Genomic DNA, 21,561 nt, shown 5'->3' with positions numbered 1-21,561 from the left:
GAAATCCTGCCAACTACTTGACGCGGGACAATCCAGCGCGTCCGTGCTCTCGACATGCGGGGCCGGGTGACGATCGCGCACGCGTTCTTCCTCGCGGGGATCTCCGAGAGCCAGCGCGCGCAGGTGCTGGCCGATCTGGCCGACCTCGACATCGCCCTCGCGACGGTGGCGCCCAGCGGACGGGGGACGCTGCCGCTGCTCGAGATCCTGGACACGGGCGTGCGGATCGGCCTGGGACAGGACGGGCAGCGCGACTACTGGTCGCCCTACGGCAACACGGACATGCTGGACCGCACCTGGCAGCTGGCCTTCACGAACGGACTGCGGCGTGATTCGGACATCGAGCGTGCGCTGGAGACCGCGACACTCGAAGGAGCGCGGGTGATCGATCCGACCCGGAGCCGATCCGAGTCGCGTGGCGTGGGTGTGGGGGAGACGGCCGACCTCGTCCTTCTCCCGGGCGAATACCCGGCGTCGGCGGTCATGGACAGGCCAGGCAATCGCACGGTGGTGCGTGCCGGCCGGGTCGTGGCCCGGGACGGTGAGCTCGTCTGACACGGTCCTGATCGTCCCCCTCCGCTCGCCCACGACGGTGAACCGGTCCGGGGTCGATGAAGGCTCGCACGTGCCGGCCCGGACAGTGCGGCCAGAGGCGATGCCGGCGACCCACAGCTGCTGCGGAGCAGTCGTCGGAGGCGAGGGGGAGACCCGCACGCGGGGTGGGGCTACGCTCGGGGCATGGGCAAGGATCTCTTCGAGAACGAGCAGAAGCAGACCATGACCAGGGAGCAGGCCGCGGCCCGGCTCCGGGAGCTCGCGGACCAGCTGGCGGACCAGAACGAGGTGCGGGTGGAGCACGGTGGCCGGGACGTCGTCGTCTCCGTGGCGGACCAGGTGGAGTTCGAGGTGGAGCTCGAGGTGGAACAGGGCGGACAGAGCGAGCTGGAGATCACGCTGAGCTGGTGAGCCCCGCTGACCCCGGCTCACACATCCGGACGGAATCTGGTTCCATGTTCCGGTGACTACCACCACCGAACCCACAGACAGGCCCGCCTCTGGGCAGGGCACCCCGGAATATGCCGAGGTGCCCCACAGCCACTACGACCTGTTCGTCGGCATCTTCGTCGGCCTGCTGCTCCTGTCCGGAGTGACCGCGGCGAAGCTGTTCTACGGACCCACCATCCCCGTCTTCAGCGACCTCTTCTACGGCGGCGGCCCCCTCATCTTCGACGGCGGCGCGTTCCTCTTCCCGCTGGCCTACATCGTCGGCGACATCCTCGCCGAGGTCTACGGCTACCGCCGGGCCCGCCGGGCGATCTTCATCGGCTTCCTGATGCTGATCGTCGCGGCCCTGACCTACCAGGTCGTCGCGCTGACCACGCCCGTGGAGGGCTTCGAGGCCTGGAACGACGCCCTCGCCCCCACCCTGCGCCTGACGCTCGCCGGCCTGGCCGGGTTCTTCGTCGGCAGCCTCGTCAACGCCAAGATCGTCTCCCGGATGAAGGAGCGGATGAAGGAGCGCAGCGTCGCCCTCCGCCTGATCCTCTCCACGCTCGTCGGTGAGTTCCTGGACACCCTCGTGTTCTGCCTCGTCGCGTTCGCCGGCACGATCTCCCTGGCCGAGCTCGCCAACTACACCGTCACCGGCTACATCTACAAGTGCCTCGTGGAGATCCTGATCGTCCCGCTGACGCTCCTGATCATCCGCTGGCTGAAGCGCCACGAGCCCACCTACCGCTACGAGGAGCCCACCGAGCGCTCCACCGCCACGGCGGCCGCCTGAGCGAAGGCCGAGAACACCGCACTGGGGTCGTTGCCCGTGACGCGTCGTGCGTTCGGGCGGCGGCCCCAGATGTGTCTGTCGTCGTGGACGGTGGTGCCGCGCAGCAGGTCCGAGTCCGCCTCCACGTCGACCACGGTCGTGGCCGTGCTGTAGTCGGCCACCCCGGCCGCGGCCTGGGCGGCGAAGAGGTCGTGCAGGTGGGCCACGTAGCCCTGGTCGTAGTCGTGGTGGAACTCGAAGTAGAACCGGAGCGCGTCCGCCAGCACGTCCAGCACGGGCAGGCCCGTGTCCGCCACGGGGCCGTCCTGCCGTGGGCGGTCCACGGACCACCACACGGGCCGACCTCCCGCGTCCTCCAGGAGCCCGTCCAGCAGGGCCGGCGTGTACTCGATCCGCTCGGTGGTCTCCAGGGAGCACACCAGCGGCAGACGGTCCTCCGGCAGCCCCTCGAAGGTCGCGTAGACCTGCTTCGCGGCGTCCGGGTCCACCCACGTGTTCCACTCGGCCGTGGGCGTCGTGTTGCCGGGATAGTAGAAGGAGCCGCCCATGATCACGATCCCCGCCGCGAGCTCCGGCAGCCGCGGCTCGGCGCGCAGGGCCAGGGCGAGGTTGGTCAGGGGCGCGGTGCAGAGGATCGTCGTCTCGCCGGGGTGGGCGCGCAGCTCCTCCACCCAGACCTCCACGGCCGAACGCCCCGAGAGCCGCTCGGGCAGGTGGGGCACGCGCGCGTAGCCGATCCCTCCCTCTCCGTGGGTCTCCGGCGTGGTCTCCGGTGGCCGGCGCAGCGGCGCCTCCGCCCCGACGGCCACCTCCACGTGCCCCAGCCCCAGCAGCTCGAGCATGCCGAGGGTGTTCAGCGCGCACTCCCGGGCGGTCGCGTTGCCGCCGGCGGTGGTCACGGCGGCCAGCTCGGCGCCACAGCCGGCGAGCTGTATCAGCGCGCAGGCGTCGTCGATGCCGGTGTCCACGTCCGCCAGGATCCGTCTGCTCACGACCAGCACCTTATCGGCCCTGCGTCGAGCCAGAACGAGTGGCCCCTTTCGGGCGCTGTGAAGTGTCTGTTTCTTCTGGTTCGGCGGGTCAGGGGGAGGGCACGACGAGGGTGACGTGCCTCTTCCGAGGCGACCGAGCCGTCGTCGCCGGTCACTCTCCGGCCCTCCGGCCGGCGAAGGCCGGCCGAGGAATCCGGGCCCGGGCGTTCAGAGTCGGTGCGGGTCGCCGCGGCCGCAGCGGAGGTACTCGGTGCCGTCGGGCACGAGGTTCGGCATCATGCCGTCCACCACGGAGCGTCCTTCGGGGGAGAGGATCGCGTCGTGGATCGGCACGGCTCGGCGCGGGGCCACGGCGCGGACGTACTCGACGGCCTCGGAGATCTTCATCCAGGGGGCGCTGACCGGCAGCAGGAGGGTGTCCACCTCCACGCCGTCAGGCAGGGCGGGGAAGGAGTCGCCGGGGTGCAGCAGGGCGCCGTCCACCAGGTAGGCGGCGTTGTCCGGGCGGGGGACGTCCTCGTGGATCAGGGCGTGCTGTCCGCCGAGGACACGCACCTCGAAGCCGCCCGCGGAGAAGGACTCCCCGGGCACGGCGGTGTGCAGGACGTCCTCCGGGACGCCCGCCTCCGCCAGCTGCGGCACCAGATCCTCGGGTGCCCATACGTCCTTGGCCCTGGCGGCCACGGCGCGCACCACGCGCTCCGGGACCACGTGGTCCGGGTGCAGGTGGGTGATCAGCACCGCCTCGACGTCCTCGAGGGCGGCCTCGTCGCTGAACGCGCCGGGGTCGAAGCCGATCCGGCGGCCGTCGCGCTCCAGTCGCACGGCGGACTGTCCCCACAGGGTGAGCTCGGCGGTCATGGGTCCTCCTGACTCTCGGCGGTGCACGGGGGAGGCGTGCTGGGCCCGATTCTGCCGGTTCCCGCGGCGCCGAACCAGAGGAAACGGTCGCTTCGGGGCACCCTGAAGGGGCCACATCCTCTGGTTCGGCGTTGGGGGCGGTGTTGCGGGCGGCGGCTCGGCGTTGCGGGCGGCCGCTCGGCGCGAGGGGCGACCGCCCGCCCCGGCGGAGGGTGGACGCGGCCGCCCGCCCTGGCGGAGGATGGAGACCTGCGTCACATCCGCCGCGCGGACTCGTACCGGACCGCTCCGGCACGCACCCGCGCCCGTTTCGTGCAAAGGGGAACCATGGCACGCTTCCACACCACCGACCCGACCACCGGCGAGCTCGTCGAGGCGTTCGAGGGCCTCACGGACGAGCAGATCGAGCCGCTGCTGGACCGCGCGCACGCCGGCTACCTCGCCTGGCGCCGCACGGACGTCGCCGAGCGGGCCGCCGTCCTGCACCGCATCGCCGACCTCTACGACGAGCGCGCCGAGCAGCTCGCCCAGGACGTCACCCGGGAGATGGGCAAACCGATCACGGCCGCCCGCGGCGAGATGAAGACCTGTGCCGGGATCTTCCGCTACTACGCGGAGCAGGGCCCGGAGATGATCGCCCGCGAGCAGATCGAACCGGCCACCGGGGGCACCGCCTACGTGCGTCGCGACCCGATCGGCGTGCTGCTGATGATCATGCCGTGGAACTTCCCGCACTATCAGATCGCCCGCGTGGCCGCGCCGAACCTGCTGCTGGGCAACACCATGATCCTCAAGCACGCCGGCAACTGTGCCCGCTCCGCCCTGAACGTGGAGCAGCTGTTCCAGGACGCCGGTGTCCCCGCCGACGCCTTCGTCAACGCCTTCGTGGGCCATGAGCACGTGGGCACGATGATCGCCGACGAGCGGATCGCCGGCGTCACCCTGACCGGCTCGGACCGGGCCGGCAGGATCGTCGGCGAGCAGGCCGGCCGTGAGGTGAAGAAGGCCGTCATCGAGCTCGGCGGCTCGGACCCGTTCGTGGTGGCCCCGGACGCGGACCTCGAGGTGACGGCGAAGGACGCGGTGATCGGCCGCTGCGTGAACTCGGGCCAGACCTGCACGTCCTCGAAGCGGTTCATCGTGGTGGACGAGCTCTACGACGCGTTCCTGGAGAAGTTCGTGGCCGGCATGTCGTCCGTGCCGTTCGGCGACCCGCAGGACGAGGCCACGGTGGTCGGCCCGCTGTCCTCGGAGCAGGCGCGCATGGACGTGCACGACCTCGTGGAGGACGCCGTGGCCCACGGGGCGAAGGTCCTCACCGGCGGGCAGCCGCAGGACGGCCCCGGGTTCTTCTACCCGCCCACGGTGCTCGTGGACGTCCCCGAGACCGCCCGCGCGTACCGGGAGGAGTTCTTCGGGCCCGTCGCGGTGGTGCACCGGGTGGCGGACCTGGACGCGGCGATCGAGCTGGCCAACGACTCCCCGTACGGCCTCTCCAGCTCCGTCTACACCACCAGCGCGGAGGTGGCCGAGGACGTCGCCGCCCGCCTGGAGGTGGGCATGGTCTGGATCAACTCGACCTCCAAGTCCTCCGCGGAGCTGCCCTTCGGCGGTGTGAAGCGCTCCGGCGTGGGCCGGGAACTCGGCCGTCTGGGCATCGAGGAGTTCGCCAACCACAAGCTCGTCCGCTCGCCCGGCGGCCTGTGAGCCGCTGACGGCACCACGACGACGGCCCCGCACTTCGACGACCTCGGTCGCCTCGGGGCGGGGCCGGCATGCGAGAGCCCCCGACGGCACTGCCGTCGGGGGCTCTCGTCGGGTCAGCCCTGCGTCGAGGGCGTCACCGCGGGGTCTCGTCTGCTCAGCGGGAGACGCCCGGGTTCGTGGAGGTCGGGCCGCCGGTGTCGACGGTGTCGACCTGGGCGTCGCCGCCGGCCTGTGCCACGCCGTCACGGGCGGCCTGGGCTTCGGCGATGGCGGCGCGCTGCTTGGCGTACGGGTCGGTGGAGCCGTGGGCGTCCACCACCGGGATGTTGGCGGTCACCGGGCCCGGGGCCGGGGCCTTCCACGGATCCTGGACCGGGTTGGTCAGCTTCCAGATCGCGTAGGCGGCACCGGCGGCGGCCACGGCCATGCCGGAGATGATCCAGCCCTTGCCGGAACGGGACTGACGCTTGGACTGCTTGGCCTGCTTCTTCAAGCCCTTCTCGGCGGTGGAGGCGTAGCCCTCGGCGGCCTTGCGGAGCTTCTTCACGATCTTCTTGTCCCCGGTCACGCGGACGAGGGTGTCCTCCACAGAGGCCGGGACCTTGTAGTCGTGCACGGACTTGCCGGCCTTGCCCGCGGCGTCCGCCAGGCGGGCGGCGGCCACCGGGACGTACTGGTCGCGGCGGTCCTGGGCGTACTTGGTGGCGTCGGCGACGCGGCGCTGCACCTCGGGGGACAGCTTCTGCTGGCCGGACTGGAGGGCGGCGAGGCCCGCGGCGACGGCGGCCTGGACGTCCTTGCCGCCCTGGGCCGCGCCCTTCTTGGCGGCCTTGCCCTGCTTCTGCAGGTCCTTCTTGAGGCCCTGGGCCTTCGCGGCGACGGCCTTGCGGTTCTTGGCGTTCTGCTTCTTCAGCGTCTTGCCCTTCTTTTCGGCGGTCTTCTTCATGTCCTTGCCCGCGGCCTCGGCCTGGCCCTGGAGGTCCGCGAGGAACCCCTGGACGGGGGACAGGACGCCGGCGAGGGCCGGGGACACGGCGGCGAGGCCGGCCGCGACCTGCGGGGCGTACTTCTTGTACTGGTCCGACACGGCCGGGGCCAGTCGGGCGTACTGCTGGGCGACGACGGCGTTGGCGCGCTCGGCGCCCGCGGCCAGCTGCGGGCCGTACTGGGTCTTCGCGTCCTGCAGCTGGGCCTTGGCGTCGTCGGCGAGCCGGCGGCCCTCCTTGCCGGCGATCTGGGCGCGGTAGGTCGAGTCGGCCAGGCCGTACTCGCCCCAGGCGCGGGCGGCCTCCACCTTCGGGGCGGCCCAGTGGCGGGCGTCCTCGCGGCGGCGGCCCAGGAATGCGCCGAGCTTGGTGTCGCGGAAGTCGGTCGTCTCGTCAATCGAATCGGAGGTCTTGAAGCCCATACGATCTCCTCGGAGCTGGGTTGGCCGCGGACGGGGTTCCTGTCCGCGCGTGGTGTTGCACCCCAGCCTAGTCGGCGGGACGGACGACAGCACGGTCCCCGGCGCGCGATGACGGCACGAGGGCTAAGCCCTGCGCGTAAGTGTGGCGCCGAGCATGCCGACCACCTGCACGCGGGCAGACGTCGATGGAACAATGAGGCCCATGACCAATGCCACGCACATCGCGACCATCCACACCAACCAGGGCGACATCGTCGTGGAGCTCTACGGCGACCACGCCCCGAAGACCGTGAAGAACTTCGTGGGCCTGGCCACCGGCGAGCAGGAGTGGACCCACCCGCAGACCGGCGAGAAGAAGACCGGCACCCCGCTGTACTCGGGCACCGTCTTCCACCGCATCATCAAGGACTTCATGATCCAGGGCGGCGACCCGCTCGGCATGGGCATCGGCGGCCCGGGCTACCAGTTCGGCGACGAGATCCACCCGGAGCTCCAGTTCGACCGTCCGTACCTGCTGGCCATGGCGAACGCCGGCCCGGGCACCAACGGCTCCCAGTTCTTCATCACCTCCGTGCCGACCGGCTGGCTGAACGGCAAGCACACCATCTTCGGCGAGGTGAAGGACGAGGCCTCCCAGAAGGTCGTGGACCAGCTGAACTCGGTCGCCACCGACCCGCGCGACCGTCCGCTGGAGGACGTCGTCATCGAGTCCGTCGAGATCGCCGAGGCCTGATCCGCACCCCCGGACAGACCCCTGACGTGGACGATCGGACCGATCCTCGCCAGAGACACGGCCCGGACGCCGGCAGCGCTCGACTCCCCGAGTGCCCGCGGCATCCGGGCCGTGTGGCGTACATGGCGTGCGTCGACTGCCGCCGCCCCGCCTGCCTGGAGTGTCAGGCCGGGACCACCTCCTCCGGGCACGTCGTGTGCCGGGAGTGCGCCGCCCGCCGCGCGCACGACCGGGCCGCGGGCGTCCCTCGGCGGCGCAGCGTGCTGCGGGACACCCCGTCGCTGATCTGGGGGCTGCTCGGCCTCAACGTGCTCGTCTACGTCGGCCAGTGGCTGACCCTGGACGGGCCCGCCGACCTCACCGCCCTCGGCTGGTACGCGCCGGGGCAGACCTCCACGGTCATCATGGAGCCCTACCGGATGCTCTCGAACGCGTTCCTGCACTCGCTGCAGAACCCCGGGCACCTGCTCCTGAACATGCTCGCGCTGTGGATGCTCGGCCGCGCGCTCGTCCGGCCACTCGGCCCGGCGCGCTTCCTCACCCTGTACGTGCTCTCGGCGTTGGGCGGCTCGGTGGCCGTCCTCTGGCTCTCGGACCCGCTCACGCCGGTGCTCGGCGCCTCCGGGGCGATCTACGGTCTCTTCGCCGCCGTCTTCGTCCTGGCCCGGGCCCGTGGAGGCAACATCCGGTCGCTCACCGTCCTGCTGGTGGTGAACCTCGTCTTCAGCCTCACCGTGCCGGGGATCTCCTGGCAGGGCCACGTCGGGGGACTGGTCGCCGGCGCGCTGACGGCCGGCTGCTACGAGCTGCTCGGCCCGGGCAGCCGCCTGGGGAAGAGGGCACCGTGGGTGCAGTGGGCCGGTGTCGTCGCGGTGCTTGCTCTGCTGGCGGTGCTGGCCGCCTTCGGCGCCGCCCGGATCACGCCCGCCGTGCTCTGGGGCTGACCCGCCCTGGGGCTGATCACCCCGTCCCCCGGCAAGGGAGAAGGCGGACGTTGTCCGTCCACGCCACATCCCCAGGTCTCCCCAGTGTTGTCCACACCGTGCCGCGGCGTTGTCCCCAGGGTTTTCCACAGGTGTGGATATGAATGACACCGATGTGTTTTCGCACTCCGCGGCTGGAGTTATCCACAGGGATATCCCCACTGTGGAGAATCACACCGATGTCATTTCCCAGGGCGTCGAGGTCTCGGCATCCTGAAGAATCCGCGGAGAACCGGCGGGTCGAGAGGCGCTGATCTCACTCCTCGGACCAGCGGGACATCATCAGAAAGCCCACCATGGCGATGCCGAAGCCGACGATGATGTTCCAGCCGCCGATGCCCGGGATCGGGAACGCGGTCTGGGTCAGGTAGAACACACAGATCCACAGCAGGCCCACGATCATCAGGCCGAACATCGTCGCCTTGTACCAGCGCGGCAGCGGCTTCGGACCGGCCTGCTCGGCCTTGGTGGCGCGGCGCTCCTGCCTGGCACGCCGGGCGGCCTCGCGGGCTTCGCGGCGCTCGTCGTTCTTGGCCTGCCGCTCGGCGCGCTTCACGTCCTGCTCGCTCGGTGCGGGGGCCCCCATGTCCGGGGTCTCGTTCTCGGCCACGGCGTGATCCTCACTGTGGGTCGTCTGTCTGAACTCGGCGGTCTGCGCCGCGGTACCCTGTTCCCATCCGCACCCCGCTCCGTCCGGTCGGTGCCGGCGGTGCGTCAGTGCGTCCAGCGGTCCGGGACGCAGCGTGACCCGGACCAGTCTATGTGCCCCACCGCACGTCGGCGGGGAGCCAGCGAAGGGAGCCGCCGATGGGCAGCGCAGCAGTCTCGGTCCTCGTGATCGACAACTACGACAGCTTCGTCTACACCCTCGTCGGGTACCTCGAGGAGCTCGGCGCCGCCACCACGGTGGTCCGCAACGACGCCCTCTCCCCGGAGGAGGCGGTCGCGCTGGCCCGCGAGCACACCGCGATCCTCATCTCGCCCGGCCCCGGCGCCCCCGCGGACGCCGGAGTCTCCGAGCACCTCATCCGTCACGCCGCCACGGCCGGCCAGCCGCTGTTCGGAGTCTGCCTGGGCCACCAGGCGATCGCCGAGGTCTTCGGTGCCACGGTCACCCACGCCGAGTCCCTCATGCACGGCAAGACCTCGCTCGTGGAGCACCGGGACCACCCGACGTTCGTGGGCCTGCCCAGCCCCTTCACCGCCACCCGCTACCACTCGCTGGCGGCCGTGCGGGAGACCGTGGACGAGTCCGTCCTGGAGATCACCGCGGAGACCGCCGACGGCGTCGTCATGGGCCTGGCGCACCGCACCGCGCCGCTGTGGGGCGTCCAGTTCCACCCGGAGTCCGTGCTCACCGAGGGCGGCTACCGCATGCTCGGCAACTGGCTCGAGTCCGCCGGCCTCGTCGGCGCCGCGGACCTCGGCGGGGCGCTCGCGCCCATCATGGGTGCCGGGGCCCGCTGACCGCCCCGCCCCCCGCGTCCCGACGACGGAACGGCCCCTCACGAAGGTGAGGGGCCGCCGTCGTGGTGGAGGGGCTCCGGCCCTCCGGCCGGCGGGCGCCCGGCCTGCGCCGCGACGACAGCGCGGGCGGATCGGTCAGTCGCGCGGTGCAGGGCCGTTGGACGGGACGTCCGACGGCGGTCCGGGCCTGGTGGGGCGTCCCTCCGGAGAACTGGGGCTGCCGGACCCGGTCGGCGAGGGGCTCTCGGACGGGGTCGGGGAGTTCGTCGGGTCAGGGCTCTGCGACGGGGACGGCGATGGGTCGGGTGACTCGGTCGGGTCCTCGGACGGGGGCGGGGAATCCGACGGCTCTGGAGACTCCGTGGGGTCCTCGGAAGGGGACGGTGATTCGCTGGGCTCGGGGTCGTCGCTCGGCGAGGGGGACTCGGACGGTTCCGGGGAGTCCGTCGGGTCAGGGCTCTGCGACGGGGACGGCGATGGGTCGGGTGACTCGGTCGGGTCCTCGGACGGCGTCGGGCTCTGTGACGGTGACGGTTCGGGGTCGTCGCTCGGCGAGGGCGTCTCGGACGGTTCCGGGGCGGCCTTCGCGACGGTCAGCGTGACGGCGCCCTCGTTGTCCACCTCGCGGTCCGCGGGCGGGTCCTGACGCATGACGTATCCCGGGGTGGCGGCGGCGGACTCGCGCTCCTGCACCCGCACGATCACGTTCGGGGCGGCCTCCTGCAGGGCGGTGCGGGCCGACTCCTCGGACAGGCCGACCACGTTCGGCAGCGTCGTCCGGCCGGTGGACAGCTGCAGGTCCACGGAGGACCCGGGGGGCACCGCGCTGCCGAGCTCGGGGCTGGTGGAGACCAGGCGGTCACGCGGCACATCGGCGGAGTTCGTCGAGGAGACGGAGGAGACGGTCAGGCCCAGGCGGCTGAGCTCGTCGCGGACGGTGGCCTCGGAGGCGCCGCGCAGGCTCTCCGGCAGGGTCACCGAGGACGGCCCCTGGGAGACCTTCAGCCGGACCTCGGAACCGGAGTCCACCCGGTCGCCGGCGCCGGGGTCCGTGGACACCACGGAGCCCTCGGGGACCTCGTCGTCATAGACCTCGGAGGTGCGGGTCTCCAGGCCGGCCTCGGTCAGCGTGGTCTCGGCCTGCTCGACGGGGACGCCCACGACGTCCGGGACCTCCACCTGGGAGTCGCGCCCGCCGAGCAGCAGGGGCAGTGCCACGGCGGCGGCCACCGCCAGCAGCAGAAGGGCGATCAGGCCGAATAGCAGGCCGCGGCGGCGGGGGGAGCGTTCCTCCTCGGCGTCTCCCACCGCTGTGGAACCGGTGTTCGGCAGGTCTGCGCGCACGGGCAGGTGACGGTTCGTGTCCACCGTGGAGAGCGAGCGGGGGGTCAGTGGGGGCCGGTGTCCTCCGGAGTCGACGGACGCGCCTGCCGCCCCGGCGGCGGTCGAACCGACGGCGGCGGCACCGGCCGCGGCACCGGCGGCGCCCGAACCGGCGGCGGCGCCGGCCGCGCCCGCTCCGGTGGCGGCGCCGGCCGCCGGCAGGGCGGGGGTGGAGTCCTCGGAGGGGGTGGGGCCGGCGGGGGCGTCCGCGTCCGGATCCACGAGCGGCAGTGCTCCCGTCTGCGTCTGCTCGGGGGAGCCGAGGGCCTCCACGAGGGCGGCGGCGAACTGGTCCGCGTCGTCGAAGCGGTCGTCGGGCTCCTTGGCCAGCGCGGTGAGCACCACCGCGTCGAGGGCGGGGGTCACGTCCGGGTTCAGCGTGGACGGGCGCGGCGGGTCCTGGCGGACGTGCTGGTAGGCCACGGACACGGGGGACTCGCCCAGGAACGGCGGGCGGCCGGTGAGCAGCTCGAAGGCCACGCAGCCCACGGAGTACAGGTCCGAACGGGTGCCCACGGTCCCGCCCATCGCCTGCTCGGGGGAGAGGTACTGGGCGGTGCCCACCACGGTCTGCGTCTGGGTCATGGTGGCAGAGGTGTCCGCGAGAGCGCGGGCGATGCCGAAGTCCATCACCTTGACCTCGCCGGAGCCGGTGACCATGACGTTCGCCGGCTTGATGTCCCGGTGCACGATCCCGAGGCCGTGCGAGTAGGAGAGGGCGGCCAGGACGCCGTCGAGCCACGCCACCGCCTCCTCCACGGTGACGTCTCCGGCGCCGATGGCGTCCTTCATGGTGCCGCCGTCCACGTGCTCCATGACGAGGAACGGGCAGGACACCTCGTGGGCGTGGCGGTCCTCGATGTCCTCCTCGCCCGTGTCGAAGACGTGGACGATGTTCGGGTGGTTCAGGGAGGCCGAGCTGGTGGCCTCGCGCCGGAACCGGGACTGGAACTGGGGGTCCCGGGCCAGGTCCGGGCGCATCATCTTGATCGCCACCGTCCGCTTCAGGCGCAGGTCGGTGCCGCGGTACACGTCGGCCATGCCGCCGCGGCCGATCAGATCCTCCATCCGATAGCGGCCGTTGAGGATGTGCTCAGTGGACACGTGATGCTCCCGTCCGTCCTGGGTGCGACGTCACCGGTGAGAGCCCCCGGGGCTCAGCCGGTCACGTCCTCGTCGGTCGGCTCCGCCGGGGCGGTCGTCTCGCCGGTGTCCGGTCCCTCCGTGGGCTGGTCGGTCTCCGTCGGCTCCTCGGTCGGGTCGTCCGTCGGGACCTCGGTCGGGTCCTCGGTCGGGTCCTCGGTGGGGTCTTCGGTGGGCTCTTCGGTCGGGTCCTCGGTGGGCTCCGGCTCGGTCGTCGGCTCGCCGGTCGGCTCTTCGGTCGGTTCCTCGCTGGTGGTCGGGTCGGAGGAGGGCTCCTCCGTCGGCTTCTGCGTGGGTTCCTCCGAGGGCTCGGAGGTCGGCGCGGCGGACTCGGTGGGCTCCGGCTCCGTCGTCGGCTCGCCGGTCGGGGCCGCGGAGGTGGTCGGGGCGGGTGCCTCGCCGCCGCTCCCGGCGGCGACGATCAGCTGCACCGGGGTGTCGTAGCGGTGGCGCTCGCCGGAGCCCGGGTTCACGCGGACGACCTCGCCGGCGGCGCCCGCGGCGGACGGGTCGTCCACGCGGTCCACGCTGAAGCCGGCGTCCTGCAGGACGGTGGTCGCCTGCTCGGCGGCCATGCCCACCAGGTCGGCCGGGATCTCACCCATGCCGGTGGAGACGTCCAGGGTCACCGTGTCACCGGCGGTCAGGCCGGTCAGCGGGGCCAGCCCGACGACGGTCCCCTCCTCGGCGCGGTCGTCCGCCTCCGTCTGGTCGGCCTCCAGGCCCTTGGACTCGATCTGCGGCACGACCTCGGCCGCCGGGCGCCCGACGTACTCGTCCTCCCGGAGCGTGATCTCCCCGACCTCCGACTGCGGGGCGTCGTCCCCGGCTCCAAGCATCTCCGAGACCCTCGGCCACAGCAGCGCGCCGAGCACGGCGAACGCGAGGAGCAGCAGCAGGGCGACCAGCGGCCAGCGGGGACCGCGGCGGCGGCCGTCGTTCCGGGTGGCCTCGGGGCCGACGACGGTCGAGCGCGCGCGGCGGTCCCCGTCGTCCAGGTCGAGGCGGCCGGTGTCCTGGCGGTGTTCCGGCGCGTCCGCGGCGGCGGAGATCGGCTGGTGCTGTTCGCGGGCGGCGTCGCGGGAGTCCTGCGAGTCGTCGATCCGAGGCATCGAGGCGGTGCGCGGTGCGGCCGTGGCACCGGTCGCACCCACACCAGCTGCGGCACCGGCTGCGGCACCGGAGTCCGGCGGGACGACGTCCGTGGCGTGGGTGTCCCGCATGCCCGAGTAGTCGACCGGCGCGGTCTGGGCGTCCAGGGTGGTGGTGGCCTCGCTGTCCGCGTACTCCTCGAGGAACGGGCGCAGGGTCGGCACGGCCTCGACCGCACCGGCGGTGTCGTGGCGGCGCAGCGCGTCCGCGGCCTCGGAGAGCGCGGTGGCGTCCGAGGGGCGCTCCTGGGCCTCCTTGGACAGCAGGCACATGATCAGCGCGCGCACCGGAGCCGGGATGGTCTCCGGCAGCGGAGGCGGCGGATCGTTGACCTGGGCCAGGGCGATCGCGATCTGGGACTCGCCGGTGAACGGACGACGGCCCACGAGGGACTCGTAGCCGATGACGCCGAGCGAGTAGAGGTCGGAGGCGCCGGTGGCCTGCTGGCCCGTGGCCTGCTCGGGGGCGAGGTACTGGGCGGTGCCCATGACCTGGCCGGTGGCCGTCAGCGGCACCTGGTCCGCGAGGCGGGCGATGCCGAAGTCGGTGACCTTGACACGGCCGGTGGGGGTGATCAGCAGGTTGCCCGGCTTCACGTCGCGGTGGACCAGACCCTGGGCATGGGCGGCCGAGAGGGCGGCCGCGGTCTGGGAGATGATCTTCAGCGTGCGGTCCGGGGAGAGGACCTTGTCCTTCTCCAGGATCGACGAGAGCGGCTGCCCGGGCACGAGCTCCATGACGAGGTAGGCGGAGCCCTTCTCCTCGCCGTAGTCGTACACGTTCGCCACGCCGGGGTGGTTCAGCAGCGCGGTGTGCTGGGCCTCGGCGCGGAAGCGGCGCAGGAAGTTGGGGTCGCCGGTGTACTCCTCCTTGAGGATCTTCACCGCGGTGATGCGGCCGAGGACCTTGTCTCGTGCCTTCCACACCTCGCCCATGCCGCCGATCGCGATGCGATCGGTGAGCTGGTACCTGCCGCCCAGCGTGATACCGGATGTCGGCCTCATTCTGCGACCACCGCTTCCATGATCCTCTTCATGTTGTCCACCGTCAGACGGCGTCCTGTGCCCAAGTCTGTGTTCTCGATGACGATCGTCACCGCGTAGCGCGGGTTCTCCGCCGGAGCGAAGCCCGTGATCCACGAGTGCACCGCGTCGGTGCCGTCGATCTGCGCCGTGCCCGTCTTCGCCGCGATCTGCACCTGAGAGGAGCGGGCACCCGAGGCGCCGCCCTCCTCGACGACCGCGACCATCATGTCCCGCACCTGTGCGGCGACGTCTTCACTGGTGACCCGGCCGCGCTCGCGCGGGCTGAACGACTCGACCACGGACAGGTCCGACCTGCGGATCGACTCCACGAGCTGCGGCTCCATCAGCATCCCGCCGTTGGCGATGCCGGAGGCCACCATGTTCATCTGCAGGGCCGTGGCCTGCACGTCCCGCTGGCCGATCGCCGACTGCGCGAGCGCGGCGTCGTCGAGGTCCTGCGGGAACCGGGATGCCGCGACGTCCAGCGGCATCTCGAAGTCCTGGTTGAAGCCGAAGCGCTCGGCCACTTCACGGATCTTGTCCTGGCCGAGATCGACGGCGGCCTCGGCGAACGGGGTGTTGCACGAGTTCGCCATGATCCAGGTCAGCGATGCCGTGGACCGGGTGCCGCACTGGGCACCCTCTCCGCTGTAGTTGCCCATCTGGGTACGGGTGCCGGGCAGCGTGTAGCGCTCCGGCACCTCGAGCTCGTCGTCCGGGGAGTAGTCGCCGGACTCGAGCATGGCGATGGCGTCGATGAGCTTGAAGGTGGAGCCGGGGGAGATGAGCTGCTGCGTGGCGCGGTTGGTGTAGGCGCTGCCGCCCGGGATCGACTCGAGCTCCTCCATGGCGGCCCGCGACTCGGCGAGGTTCTGTGAGGAGACGGCGTTCGCATCGAAGGTCGGGCGCGAGGTCATGCCGACGATCCGGCCGGTGTCCACCTCGGTGACCACGATCGAGCCGCGGACGCCGTCCGGCAGGGCGCCGTAGATCAGGCGCTGGATGTCCGAGTCCAGGGTCAGCTCGACCTGGTCGCCCTGGGCGGTGGAGCCGGTGACGATCTCCAACGCACGGTCCATGAACGCGGAGGTCGGCGTGCCGGCGAGGTACCGGTTGAGCTTCTGCTCCAGGCCGGAGGCGCCGTAGTTGAGGGAGTACATGCCGGTGATGGGCGCGTACATGCCGGACTCCGAGTACTGCCGGAGGTAGGCGAAGCGGCCGTCCGACTCGACGGACTGCGCGATCGGCTCGCCGTCCACCAGGATCGGGCCGCGCGGGGCGCCGTACTCGAGGTAGATCTGGCGACGGTTCAGGGGGTCCTCCTTGAGCTGGTCGGCCAGGACCACCTGGATGGTCGAGCCGGCCACGAGCAGCACGAGCACCAGGGCCACGGCCACCATCCACATGCGACGGATCGCCTCGTTCATGCGCGATCACCTCCCACGGCGGCGCGGCGGGCGGATCCGCGGCGCCCCGCGCCGCGACGGTGCGGCTCGAGGGCCACGAGCTTGGCCGGATCCTGGTGGCCGGCACCCGGGCCGGACGCGTTGACCATGTCGTCCACCACCACGGGGCGGCGGGCAGAATGGGAGATGCGCAGCACCAGTCCCACGATGATCCAGTTGGCGAGCAGCGAGGAGCCGCCGGCCGCCAGGAACGGGGTGGTCAGGCCGGTCATCGGGATCACGAGCATGACGCCGCCGGCCACCACGAACAGCTGCCAGGCGAGCGTGAACGCCAGGCCGGCCGCGAGGACCTTGCCGAAGGCGTCGCGGGCGCCCAGGGCGGCGCGCATGATGCGGGTGAACAGCAGCAGGTAGAGGACCAGGACGGCGGACAGGCCGACGAAGCCGAGCTCCTCGCCGATGGTCGCCAGGATCATGTCCGAGTGGTTCAGCGGCACGCGCCACGGGGAGCCGGCGCCGAGGCCGGTGCCCATGAAGCCGCCGGAGGCCATGCCGAACACGCCCTCGACCACCTGCAGGGAGCCGCCGAACTGACGCTCGTAGATCTGCCTGTCGAAGGCGTTGAGCCACACGTCGAAGCGGGCGGTGACGTGCGGCATGAACAGGAACGCCAGGACGGCGCCCAGGCCGATCAGTCCCAGGCCCAGCAGGATCCACGAAGCGCGCGAGGTGGCGATGTAGAGCATCGCCATGAACAGGCCGAAGAACAGGAGCGCGGAGCCGAGGTCGCGCTGGAAGACCAGCACGCCCAGTGCCACGAGCCAGGCCACCACGAGGGGTCCGAGGTCGCGCATGCGCGGGAAGGTCAGGGGCCCGACCTTCTTGCCGGCGAGCAGGATCAGGTCCCGGTTCGCCGAGAGGTAGCCGGCGAAGAACACGGCCAGTGTGATCTTGGCGATCTCGCCGGGCTGGAAGGTGCCGACGCCGAGGTTCACCCAGATCCGCGCGCCGTTGACGGTCATGCCGATGCCCGGCAGCAGCGGCAGGACCAGCAGCACCGCGGAGAGAGCGAGGAACAGGTAGGGCCAGCGGCGCAGCAGCCGGTGGTCGCGGACGAACCAGAGCAGCGCTCCGGCCATGGCCATGGCCACCACGGTCCACACCAGCTGGGTGGTGGCGTTGGCCAGGGTGTTCGACGTCTCGAGCCGGTGGATGATCGCCAGGCCCAGGCCGTTGAGCGTCACCGTGATCGGCAGGATGTAGGGGTCGGCGAAGGGCGCGCGCAGGCGCAGCACCACATGCAGGGCCAGGCTCGCCGCGGCGAGCACGCCGGACTGGACCCAGTAGGCGGTGGTGATCTCCTGCTCGGTGCCGATGGCGCCGAGCAGGTTCGCGCCCAGGCCGATGCCGAGGGCCAGCACCAGCAGGAGGAGCTCCACGTTGCGCCGCGGGTGCGGCGGTGAGATGACGCCGGGCATCAGTCACCCCCGTTCGAGGAGGACGAGCCGCTCGGGGCGGGGCTGCGCGAGCCGGACGGAGACGGCGTGGCGGACCCGGAGCGGGAGGGCGTCGTCGAGGCGGACCCGGAACGGGAGGGCGAGGAGGACGGGTCGTCCGAGGAGCTCGAGGACGCCGGGGACGACGACGGCTCCTCGCCGCCGTCGGACTCCTCGCCGGTGTCTCGGCGCAGGTCCGCGACGATCTGGTCCGCGTGCTCCTGGTCCCGGGCGGAGATGCCGGACTCCACCCGCGTGCGGGTGTAGCCGGTCAGGCTGTCCACGGACAGATCGGTGTCCCGGTCCACCTCGGACAGCTCGAGGGGGCCCAGCCGCTGGGAGACGCCCTTGAAGACGGCGACCTTCCCCTCGTGCTCGCCCACGTAGTACTGGGTCTGGGTCCAGAGGTACCCCCAGCCCAGCAGGACGGCCAGGATCAAGGCCAGCAGCGCTGCGAAGACGGGCACGAAGAAGCCGCGGCGGTACGTCGACTCGCGGGTGTCCTCCTCCGCGGAGAGATCCTCGTCCTGCGTCTGCGTGGCCGTGCGCGCGTCTGCCGACGCGGCTGCGCCGTCCGCGCCTTCCGCAGACGGGGCGCTGCCGGAGGCGGGGGAGTCGGCGGTGTCCGCGGCGCTCGCCGAGCCGGGGGTGCCGACTGCGGCCGCTCCCGCGGCGGCGGCGCCGTTCGGGGCGGAGTCCCCCTCTCCGGCAGAGCCGATCGCGGAGGCGGGTGCCGTCGTCGGGACCTCGGAGGTGGCCGGCTCCGCGCGGGAGGAGCCCGTCAGGATGGCGGCGGCACGGCGCGGCCGGTTGTCCGGGGCCGGCTCCTCGCCGAGCAGGGTGGCGGCACGGCGCTTCGTGGTGGCGCGTGTGACGATCGGGACGCGGTCCGTCTTCACGGCGGCGGAGGCGGCGCCGACCAGGATGTGCGGGCGCACCTGAAGGTCCTCGCGCAGCAGGCGGCCGGAGACCGGGCCGACCTCCGGCGGATGCGCGGCCGCCAGGGCCTCGTCCGACAGGTGCAGCGACTGGACCGGGGCGAGCTCCTCCTCGGTGCCCTCCGCGACCTCGAAGACGATCACCGTGACGTTGTCATGGGCGCCGCCCTTGAGGGTCAGGTCCACGAGCTCGTCCACGGCGTCCTCGAGGGTCTCGGCCTGCTCCACGGTCTGCTTGATCGTGGGCACCGTGACCACGTCCGTCAGGCCGTCCGAGCAGAACAGCCAGCGCTCGCCGACCGTCACCGGGACCTCGAACACGTCCAGCTCCGGGGAGGCGTCCACGTCGCCGAGCACCCGCATGAGCACGTTCTTGTTCGGGTGGTGCTCGGCCTCCTCCTTGGACAGGCGGCCCTCTTCCACGAGGCGCTGCACGAAGGTGTGGTCGCGCGTGATCTGCTCGAACTCGCCGTCCCTGAGGCGGTAGGCGCGCGAGTCTCCGATGTGCGCCATGTAGAGCGTGTCCCCGGCGAGCAGACCGGCGGTGCAGGTGGTGCCCATGCCGGCGAGCTTCGGGTTCGCGTGGACCAGCTCGTTGAGGACCAGGTTCGCGTTCTGGATCTCGTCCGGCAGCACGGTCGCCGGGTCGTCGTAGCCGGTGGCGTCCAGCGGGGCCAGGTCCAGCACGGCCGAGGCCGAGGCGACGTCGCCGCCCACATGCCCGCCCATGCCGTCGGCAAGCACCACGAGATGACGACCCGCATAGGCGGAGTCGTCGTTCTTCGAGCGGATCCTGCCGACGTCGGACTTGGCGGCGCAGTGGAGGACGTAGGGCATGGGTCAGGCCTTGATCTCCATGACGGTCTTGCCGATCCGGATGGAGTCGCCGGGGCCGACGGGCAGGGCGCGGGAGATCTGGCTGCCGTTCACGAAGGTGCCGTTGGTGGAGCCGAGGTCCTCGAGGAACCAGCGGGTGCCCTGCGGGAACAGGCGGGCGTGGCGGCCCGAGGCGTAGTCGTCCTCCAGCACGAGGTCTGCGTCCTGGGCGCGGCCCATGAGCAGGGCCTGCCCCTGCAGGTCGATCTCACGTCCGGCCAGCGGGCCCTTGTCCACCATGAGGGTGCTGGCCAGCCGCGGTGCCGGGGTCGGCGGCCCGGAGTGCACGGTGCGGCCGCCCGCAGGGGCGCCGTGGTGCTCCGGTGCGGCGGAGCCGCCGGCGGCGGCCGGGGCCGACGCGGCGGAGGCGGTGACCGGGGCCGCGTCCCGGCGGGTCTTGTTGCGGCGGCCCACCACGAGGTCGCGGCCCTGGGACGTGACGATCGAGACGATCAAGATCCAGAGGGCCAGCAGGAGCCCGAAGCGCAGCGCGGCGATGGCGAGTTCGCTCATCGGACCTCCTGTCCCGGGGCGGCGTGGAAGACCAGGGTTGTCTGTCCCACGGTGATGCGATCACTGTCGTGGAGCGTGACGGACCCGTCAACCCGGCGGCCGTTCACGGTCACGCCGTTGCGAGAGCCCAGGTCGATCAGGGTCACGTTCCGGCCTGTGCGGATGAGGCGGACGTGCTCCCGGGAGACCGACGAGTCGGACAGCACGAGGTCGGCGCGCTCGTTCGAGCGGCCCACCACGATGTCCTCCTGCTCCAGCGGATGCAGGCGGCCGTCCACCTCGAGGGAGGGGACGGAGGACTCGGCGCCCGGGCGCGGCACCACCCGGGTGCGGTCGGGGGCGTCGTCCGGATCGTGAGGGTCCCGTGCGTCTGCGGCATGGGAGCCCTCGCCGTAGGCGCCCCGGCGGCCGGCGGCGGGCATGCGCGGACGCTCGGAGCGGCGCGGGGCGGCGGGGCCCACCGGGGCCTCGTCCTCCACGAGCCGCTGCGGCGGCTCCTCCACGGCGGCGGCCCCGGGGGCGCTGCCGAACGGGGAGGGGGAGTCCTGGGGGACGCGGTCGTCCGAGGCGGCGGAGCCGTCGTCGAGACGGGAGTCCACCTCGATCCGGCCCTCGCGGAGGTCCACGTCCGCGTGGAAGGCGACCCGCACGGTGCCGGGGAGCGTGTACTGCTGGGAGTCGGCGTACCGGATGACCTCGTCGCAGAGCTCCTGCGCCAGGGCGGTGCCCCAGTCACGTGCGCGCTCGAAGTCCGGCTCGGAGAAGCGCACCACGAAGTCGTTGGGCGCGACGACATGACCCTCGGACACCGTGATGGACTCGTCGTCCATCTCATGGCGCAGGGCCGAGGCGATCTCGACGGGCTTCACGGCCTGGGAGCCGCCCGCGGAGAACGCCGACCGCACGGCCTTCTCCAGGCCGCGCTCCAGGTTGTCCAGAAGGCCCAAGGGGCACTCCTTTCCGCAGATGTCGCCTTCGATACTACGGGGACAGCTCGGTGAACTCCTGGGAGCGGCCGGGCGCGGCCTCCGAACGGATGCCGAATCGTGGCCGTTCGGAGGCGCCTGGTGCCGATTTGCGCGCTGTCGAACGGGTGCGGTAAGGTATTCCTCGCTGCTCAGGACGAGGCCGGTGACGCCGGATCGCCTGGGAGGCCGCTCGCGCGAGTGGCGGAATTGGTAGACGCGCTGGCTTCAGGTGCCAGTGTTCGCAAGAACGTGGGGGTTCAAGTCCCCCCTCGCGCACGCGAATGAAATGGCTCCTGACCTGGGATTTTATCTCTCGGGTTGGGGGTCATTTCGCGTTGAAGTGCTAGAAAAAGTGCTAAGCCTTGCCGAGATGTGCGGCGAAGCGGTCTACTGCCGACCTCTGCATGGTCGGGGTGACGTGGGAGTAGATGTTCATCGTCGTGGTGATCGTTGAGTGCCCTAAACGCTCTTGGACAACCTTGGGGTGCTCGCCGAGTTCGAGCAGCAGCGTCGCGTGGGTGTGACGCAGCCCCTTGATCGTGACGCGGTGCAGACTGTCGAACTTCGCGGTCGCCCACTTCAAGCGGCGATCCCATCGGCTCGTCATCGCGTCGGGTGAGCGCAGCTTGCCGTCGTCGTCTCCGAACACATAGGCGTCGGCTTTCGCCAGCTCGAACGAGAGTTCGGCGCGGGCGACCTTGTTGTAGGAGGGCATGACGTTGTTGAC

At 71.7% G+C, this 21,561-nt stretch carries 19 protein-coding genes and 1 tRNA gene; 8 read left to right on the top strand and 12 right to left on the bottom strand.

Annotation, left to right across the window (positions count from 1 at the left end):
* Positions 1 to 30 precede the first annotated feature (30 nt).
* From HMPREF2863_RS01705 to HMPREF2863_RS01695, 3 genes are all read left to right on the top strand, one after another.
* Positions 31 to 555, top strand: coding sequence for an amidohydrolase family protein (locus HMPREF2863_RS01705; RefSeq protein WP_256388804.1), 525 nt, complete (start codon positions 31 to 33; stop codon positions 553 to 555).
* A gap of 183 nt (positions 556 to 738) precedes the next feature.
* The gene (locus HMPREF2863_RS01700) at positions 739 to 966 is read left to right on the top strand and encodes an amphi-Trp domain-containing protein (RefSeq protein ID WP_067191971.1); all 228 of its coding nucleotides are present in this window, start codon (positions 739 to 741) and stop codon (positions 964 to 966) included.
* A 52-nt stretch (positions 967 to 1,018) separates the two neighbouring features.
* Positions 1,019 to 1,783: a queuosine precursor transporter gene (locus HMPREF2863_RS01695; RefSeq protein ID WP_067191968.1), complete on the top strand. Its 765-nt coding sequence runs from the start codon at positions 1,019 to 1,021 to the stop codon at positions 1,781 to 1,783.
* Here HMPREF2863_RS01695 and HMPREF2863_RS01690 read toward each other — a convergent pair.
* Positions 1,738 to 2,775: a nucleoside hydrolase gene (locus HMPREF2863_RS01690; RefSeq protein WP_070637531.1), complete on the bottom strand. Its 1,038-nt coding sequence runs from the start codon at positions 2,773 to 2,775 to the stop codon at positions 1,738 to 1,740. The two genes, HMPREF2863_RS01695 and HMPREF2863_RS01690, sit on opposite strands and share 46 nt — an antisense overlap.
* A 207-nt stretch (positions 2,776 to 2,982) precedes the next feature.
* Positions 2,983 to 3,636: an MBL fold metallo-hydrolase gene (locus HMPREF2863_RS01685; RefSeq protein ID WP_070637523.1), complete on the bottom strand. Its 654-nt coding sequence runs from the start codon at positions 3,634 to 3,636 to the stop codon at positions 2,983 to 2,985.
* A 327-nt stretch (positions 3,637 to 3,963) separates the two neighbouring features.
* Here HMPREF2863_RS01685 and HMPREF2863_RS01680 point away from each other — a divergent pair, with 327 nt between their 5' ends.
* A complete protein-coding gene (locus tag HMPREF2863_RS01680; protein WP_070637521.1) occupies positions 3,964 to 5,343 on the top strand; it encodes an NAD-dependent succinate-semialdehyde dehydrogenase in 1,380 nt (459 codons plus the stop codon).
* Positions 5,344 to 5,497: 154 nt separating this feature from the next.
* Here the strand turns inward: HMPREF2863_RS01680 and HMPREF2863_RS01675 are convergent, their stop codons facing one another.
* Positions 5,498 to 6,751 (bottom strand): hypothetical protein, encoded by a 1,254-nt coding sequence (locus tag HMPREF2863_RS01675; RefSeq protein WP_067191958.1) that lies wholly within the window; start codon positions 6,749 to 6,751, stop codon positions 5,498 to 5,500.
* A gap of 202 nt (positions 6,752 to 6,953) precedes the next feature.
* On the opposite strand from HMPREF2863_RS01675, the gene HMPREF2863_RS01670 reads away from it, so the two are divergent.
* Together HMPREF2863_RS01670 and HMPREF2863_RS01665 are read left to right on the top strand one after the other, a co-directional pair.
* Positions 6,954 to 7,484, top strand: coding sequence for a peptidylprolyl isomerase (locus HMPREF2863_RS01670; RefSeq protein ID WP_067191954.1), 531 nt, complete (start codon positions 6,954 to 6,956; stop codon positions 7,482 to 7,484).
* Between the two features lie 122 nt (positions 7,485 to 7,606).
* Positions 7,607 to 8,428 (top strand): rhomboid family intramembrane serine protease, encoded by an 822-nt coding sequence (locus HMPREF2863_RS01665; RefSeq protein ID WP_083315152.1) that lies wholly within the window; start codon positions 7,607 to 7,609, stop codon positions 8,426 to 8,428.
* A 295-nt stretch (positions 8,429 to 8,723) separates the two neighbouring features.
* Here HMPREF2863_RS01665 and HMPREF2863_RS01660 read toward each other — a convergent pair whose 3' ends face one another.
* Positions 8,724 to 9,077 carry a cell division protein CrgA gene (locus HMPREF2863_RS01660; RefSeq protein ID WP_246828797.1) on the bottom strand — a complete coding sequence of 118 codons (354 nt, stop codon included), beginning with the start codon at positions 9,075 to 9,077 and terminating at the stop codon, positions 8,724 to 8,726.
* A gap of 197 nt (positions 9,078 to 9,274) precedes the next feature.
* Here HMPREF2863_RS01660 and HMPREF2863_RS01655 point away from each other — a divergent pair, with 197 nt between their 5' ends.
* Positions 9,275 to 9,934: an anthranilate synthase component II gene (locus tag HMPREF2863_RS01655; RefSeq protein WP_070637519.1), complete on the top strand. Its 660-nt coding sequence runs from the start codon at positions 9,275 to 9,277 to the stop codon at positions 9,932 to 9,934.
* A gap of 135 nt (positions 9,935 to 10,069) precedes the next feature.
* Here the strand turns inward: HMPREF2863_RS01655 and pknB are convergent, their stop codons facing one another.
* Genes pknB through HMPREF2863_RS01620 form a run of 7 tightly spaced genes read right to left on the bottom strand, consistent with a single transcriptional unit; the run spans position 10,070 to position 20,813 of the window.
* Positions 10,070 to 12,421 (bottom strand): Stk1 family PASTA domain-containing Ser/Thr kinase, encoded by a 2,352-nt coding sequence (gene pknB / locus HMPREF2863_RS01650; protein ID WP_070637517.1) that lies wholly within the window; start codon positions 12,419 to 12,421, stop codon positions 10,070 to 10,072.
* A gap of 53 nt (positions 12,422 to 12,474) precedes the next feature.
* Entirely contained in the window at positions 12,475 to 14,616 is a 2,142-nt protein-coding gene (locus HMPREF2863_RS11360; protein WP_082739840.1) for a protein kinase domain-containing protein, read from the bottom strand.
* Positions 14,613 to 16,064, bottom strand: coding sequence for a penicillin-binding transpeptidase domain-containing protein (locus HMPREF2863_RS01640; RefSeq protein WP_067190837.1), 1,452 nt, complete (start codon positions 16,062 to 16,064; stop codon positions 14,613 to 14,615). Before HMPREF2863_RS01640 ends, HMPREF2863_RS11360 begins: the two co-directional genes overlap by 4 nt.
* Positions 16,061 to 17,521, bottom strand: a complete 1,461-nt coding sequence (locus HMPREF2863_RS01635) for an FtsW/RodA/SpoVE family cell cycle protein (RefSeq protein ID WP_082739839.1) — start codon at positions 17,519 to 17,521, stop codon at positions 16,061 to 16,063. The genes HMPREF2863_RS01640 and HMPREF2863_RS01635 overlap by 4 nt, the downstream gene beginning before the upstream one ends.
* Positions 17,521 to 19,314, bottom strand: a complete 1,794-nt coding sequence (locus HMPREF2863_RS01630; RefSeq protein WP_067190835.1) for a PP2C family protein-serine/threonine phosphatase — start codon at positions 19,312 to 19,314, stop codon at positions 17,521 to 17,523. Before HMPREF2863_RS01630 ends, HMPREF2863_RS01635 begins: the two co-directional genes overlap by 1 nt.
* Before the next feature lie 3 nt (positions 19,315 to 19,317).
* The gene (locus tag HMPREF2863_RS01625) at positions 19,318 to 19,866 is read right to left on the bottom strand and encodes an FHA domain-containing protein FhaB/FipA (RefSeq protein WP_067190834.1); all 549 of its coding nucleotides are present in this window, start codon (positions 19,864 to 19,866) and stop codon (positions 19,318 to 19,320) included.
* A complete protein-coding gene (locus HMPREF2863_RS01620) occupies positions 19,863 to 20,813 on the bottom strand; it encodes an FhaA domain-containing protein (protein ID WP_067190833.1) in 951 nt (316 codons plus the stop codon). Before HMPREF2863_RS01620 ends, HMPREF2863_RS01625 begins: the two co-directional genes overlap by 4 nt.
* A 213-nt stretch (positions 20,814 to 21,026) precedes the next feature.
* Here HMPREF2863_RS01620 and HMPREF2863_RS01615 point away from each other — a divergent pair.
* Positions 21,027 to 21,110: transfer RNA gene (locus HMPREF2863_RS01615), tRNA-Leu, on the top strand.
* Positions 21,111 to 21,189: 79 nt separating this feature from the next.
* Here the strand turns inward: HMPREF2863_RS01615 and HMPREF2863_RS01610 are convergent.
* The coding region (locus HMPREF2863_RS01610; RefSeq protein ID WP_168165747.1) for a tyrosine-type recombinase/integrase at positions 21,190 to 21,561 on the bottom strand (372 nt) is incomplete at its 5' end.

It is taken from the genome of Micrococcus sp. HMSC067E09, from assembly GCF_001812555.1.
GTDB lineage: Bacteria > Actinomycetota > Actinomycetes > Actinomycetales > Micrococcaceae > Micrococcus > Micrococcus lylae.
Note: the sequence above shows the minus strand (reverse complement) of the source record. Positions and strands in the feature narration are given on the sequence as shown.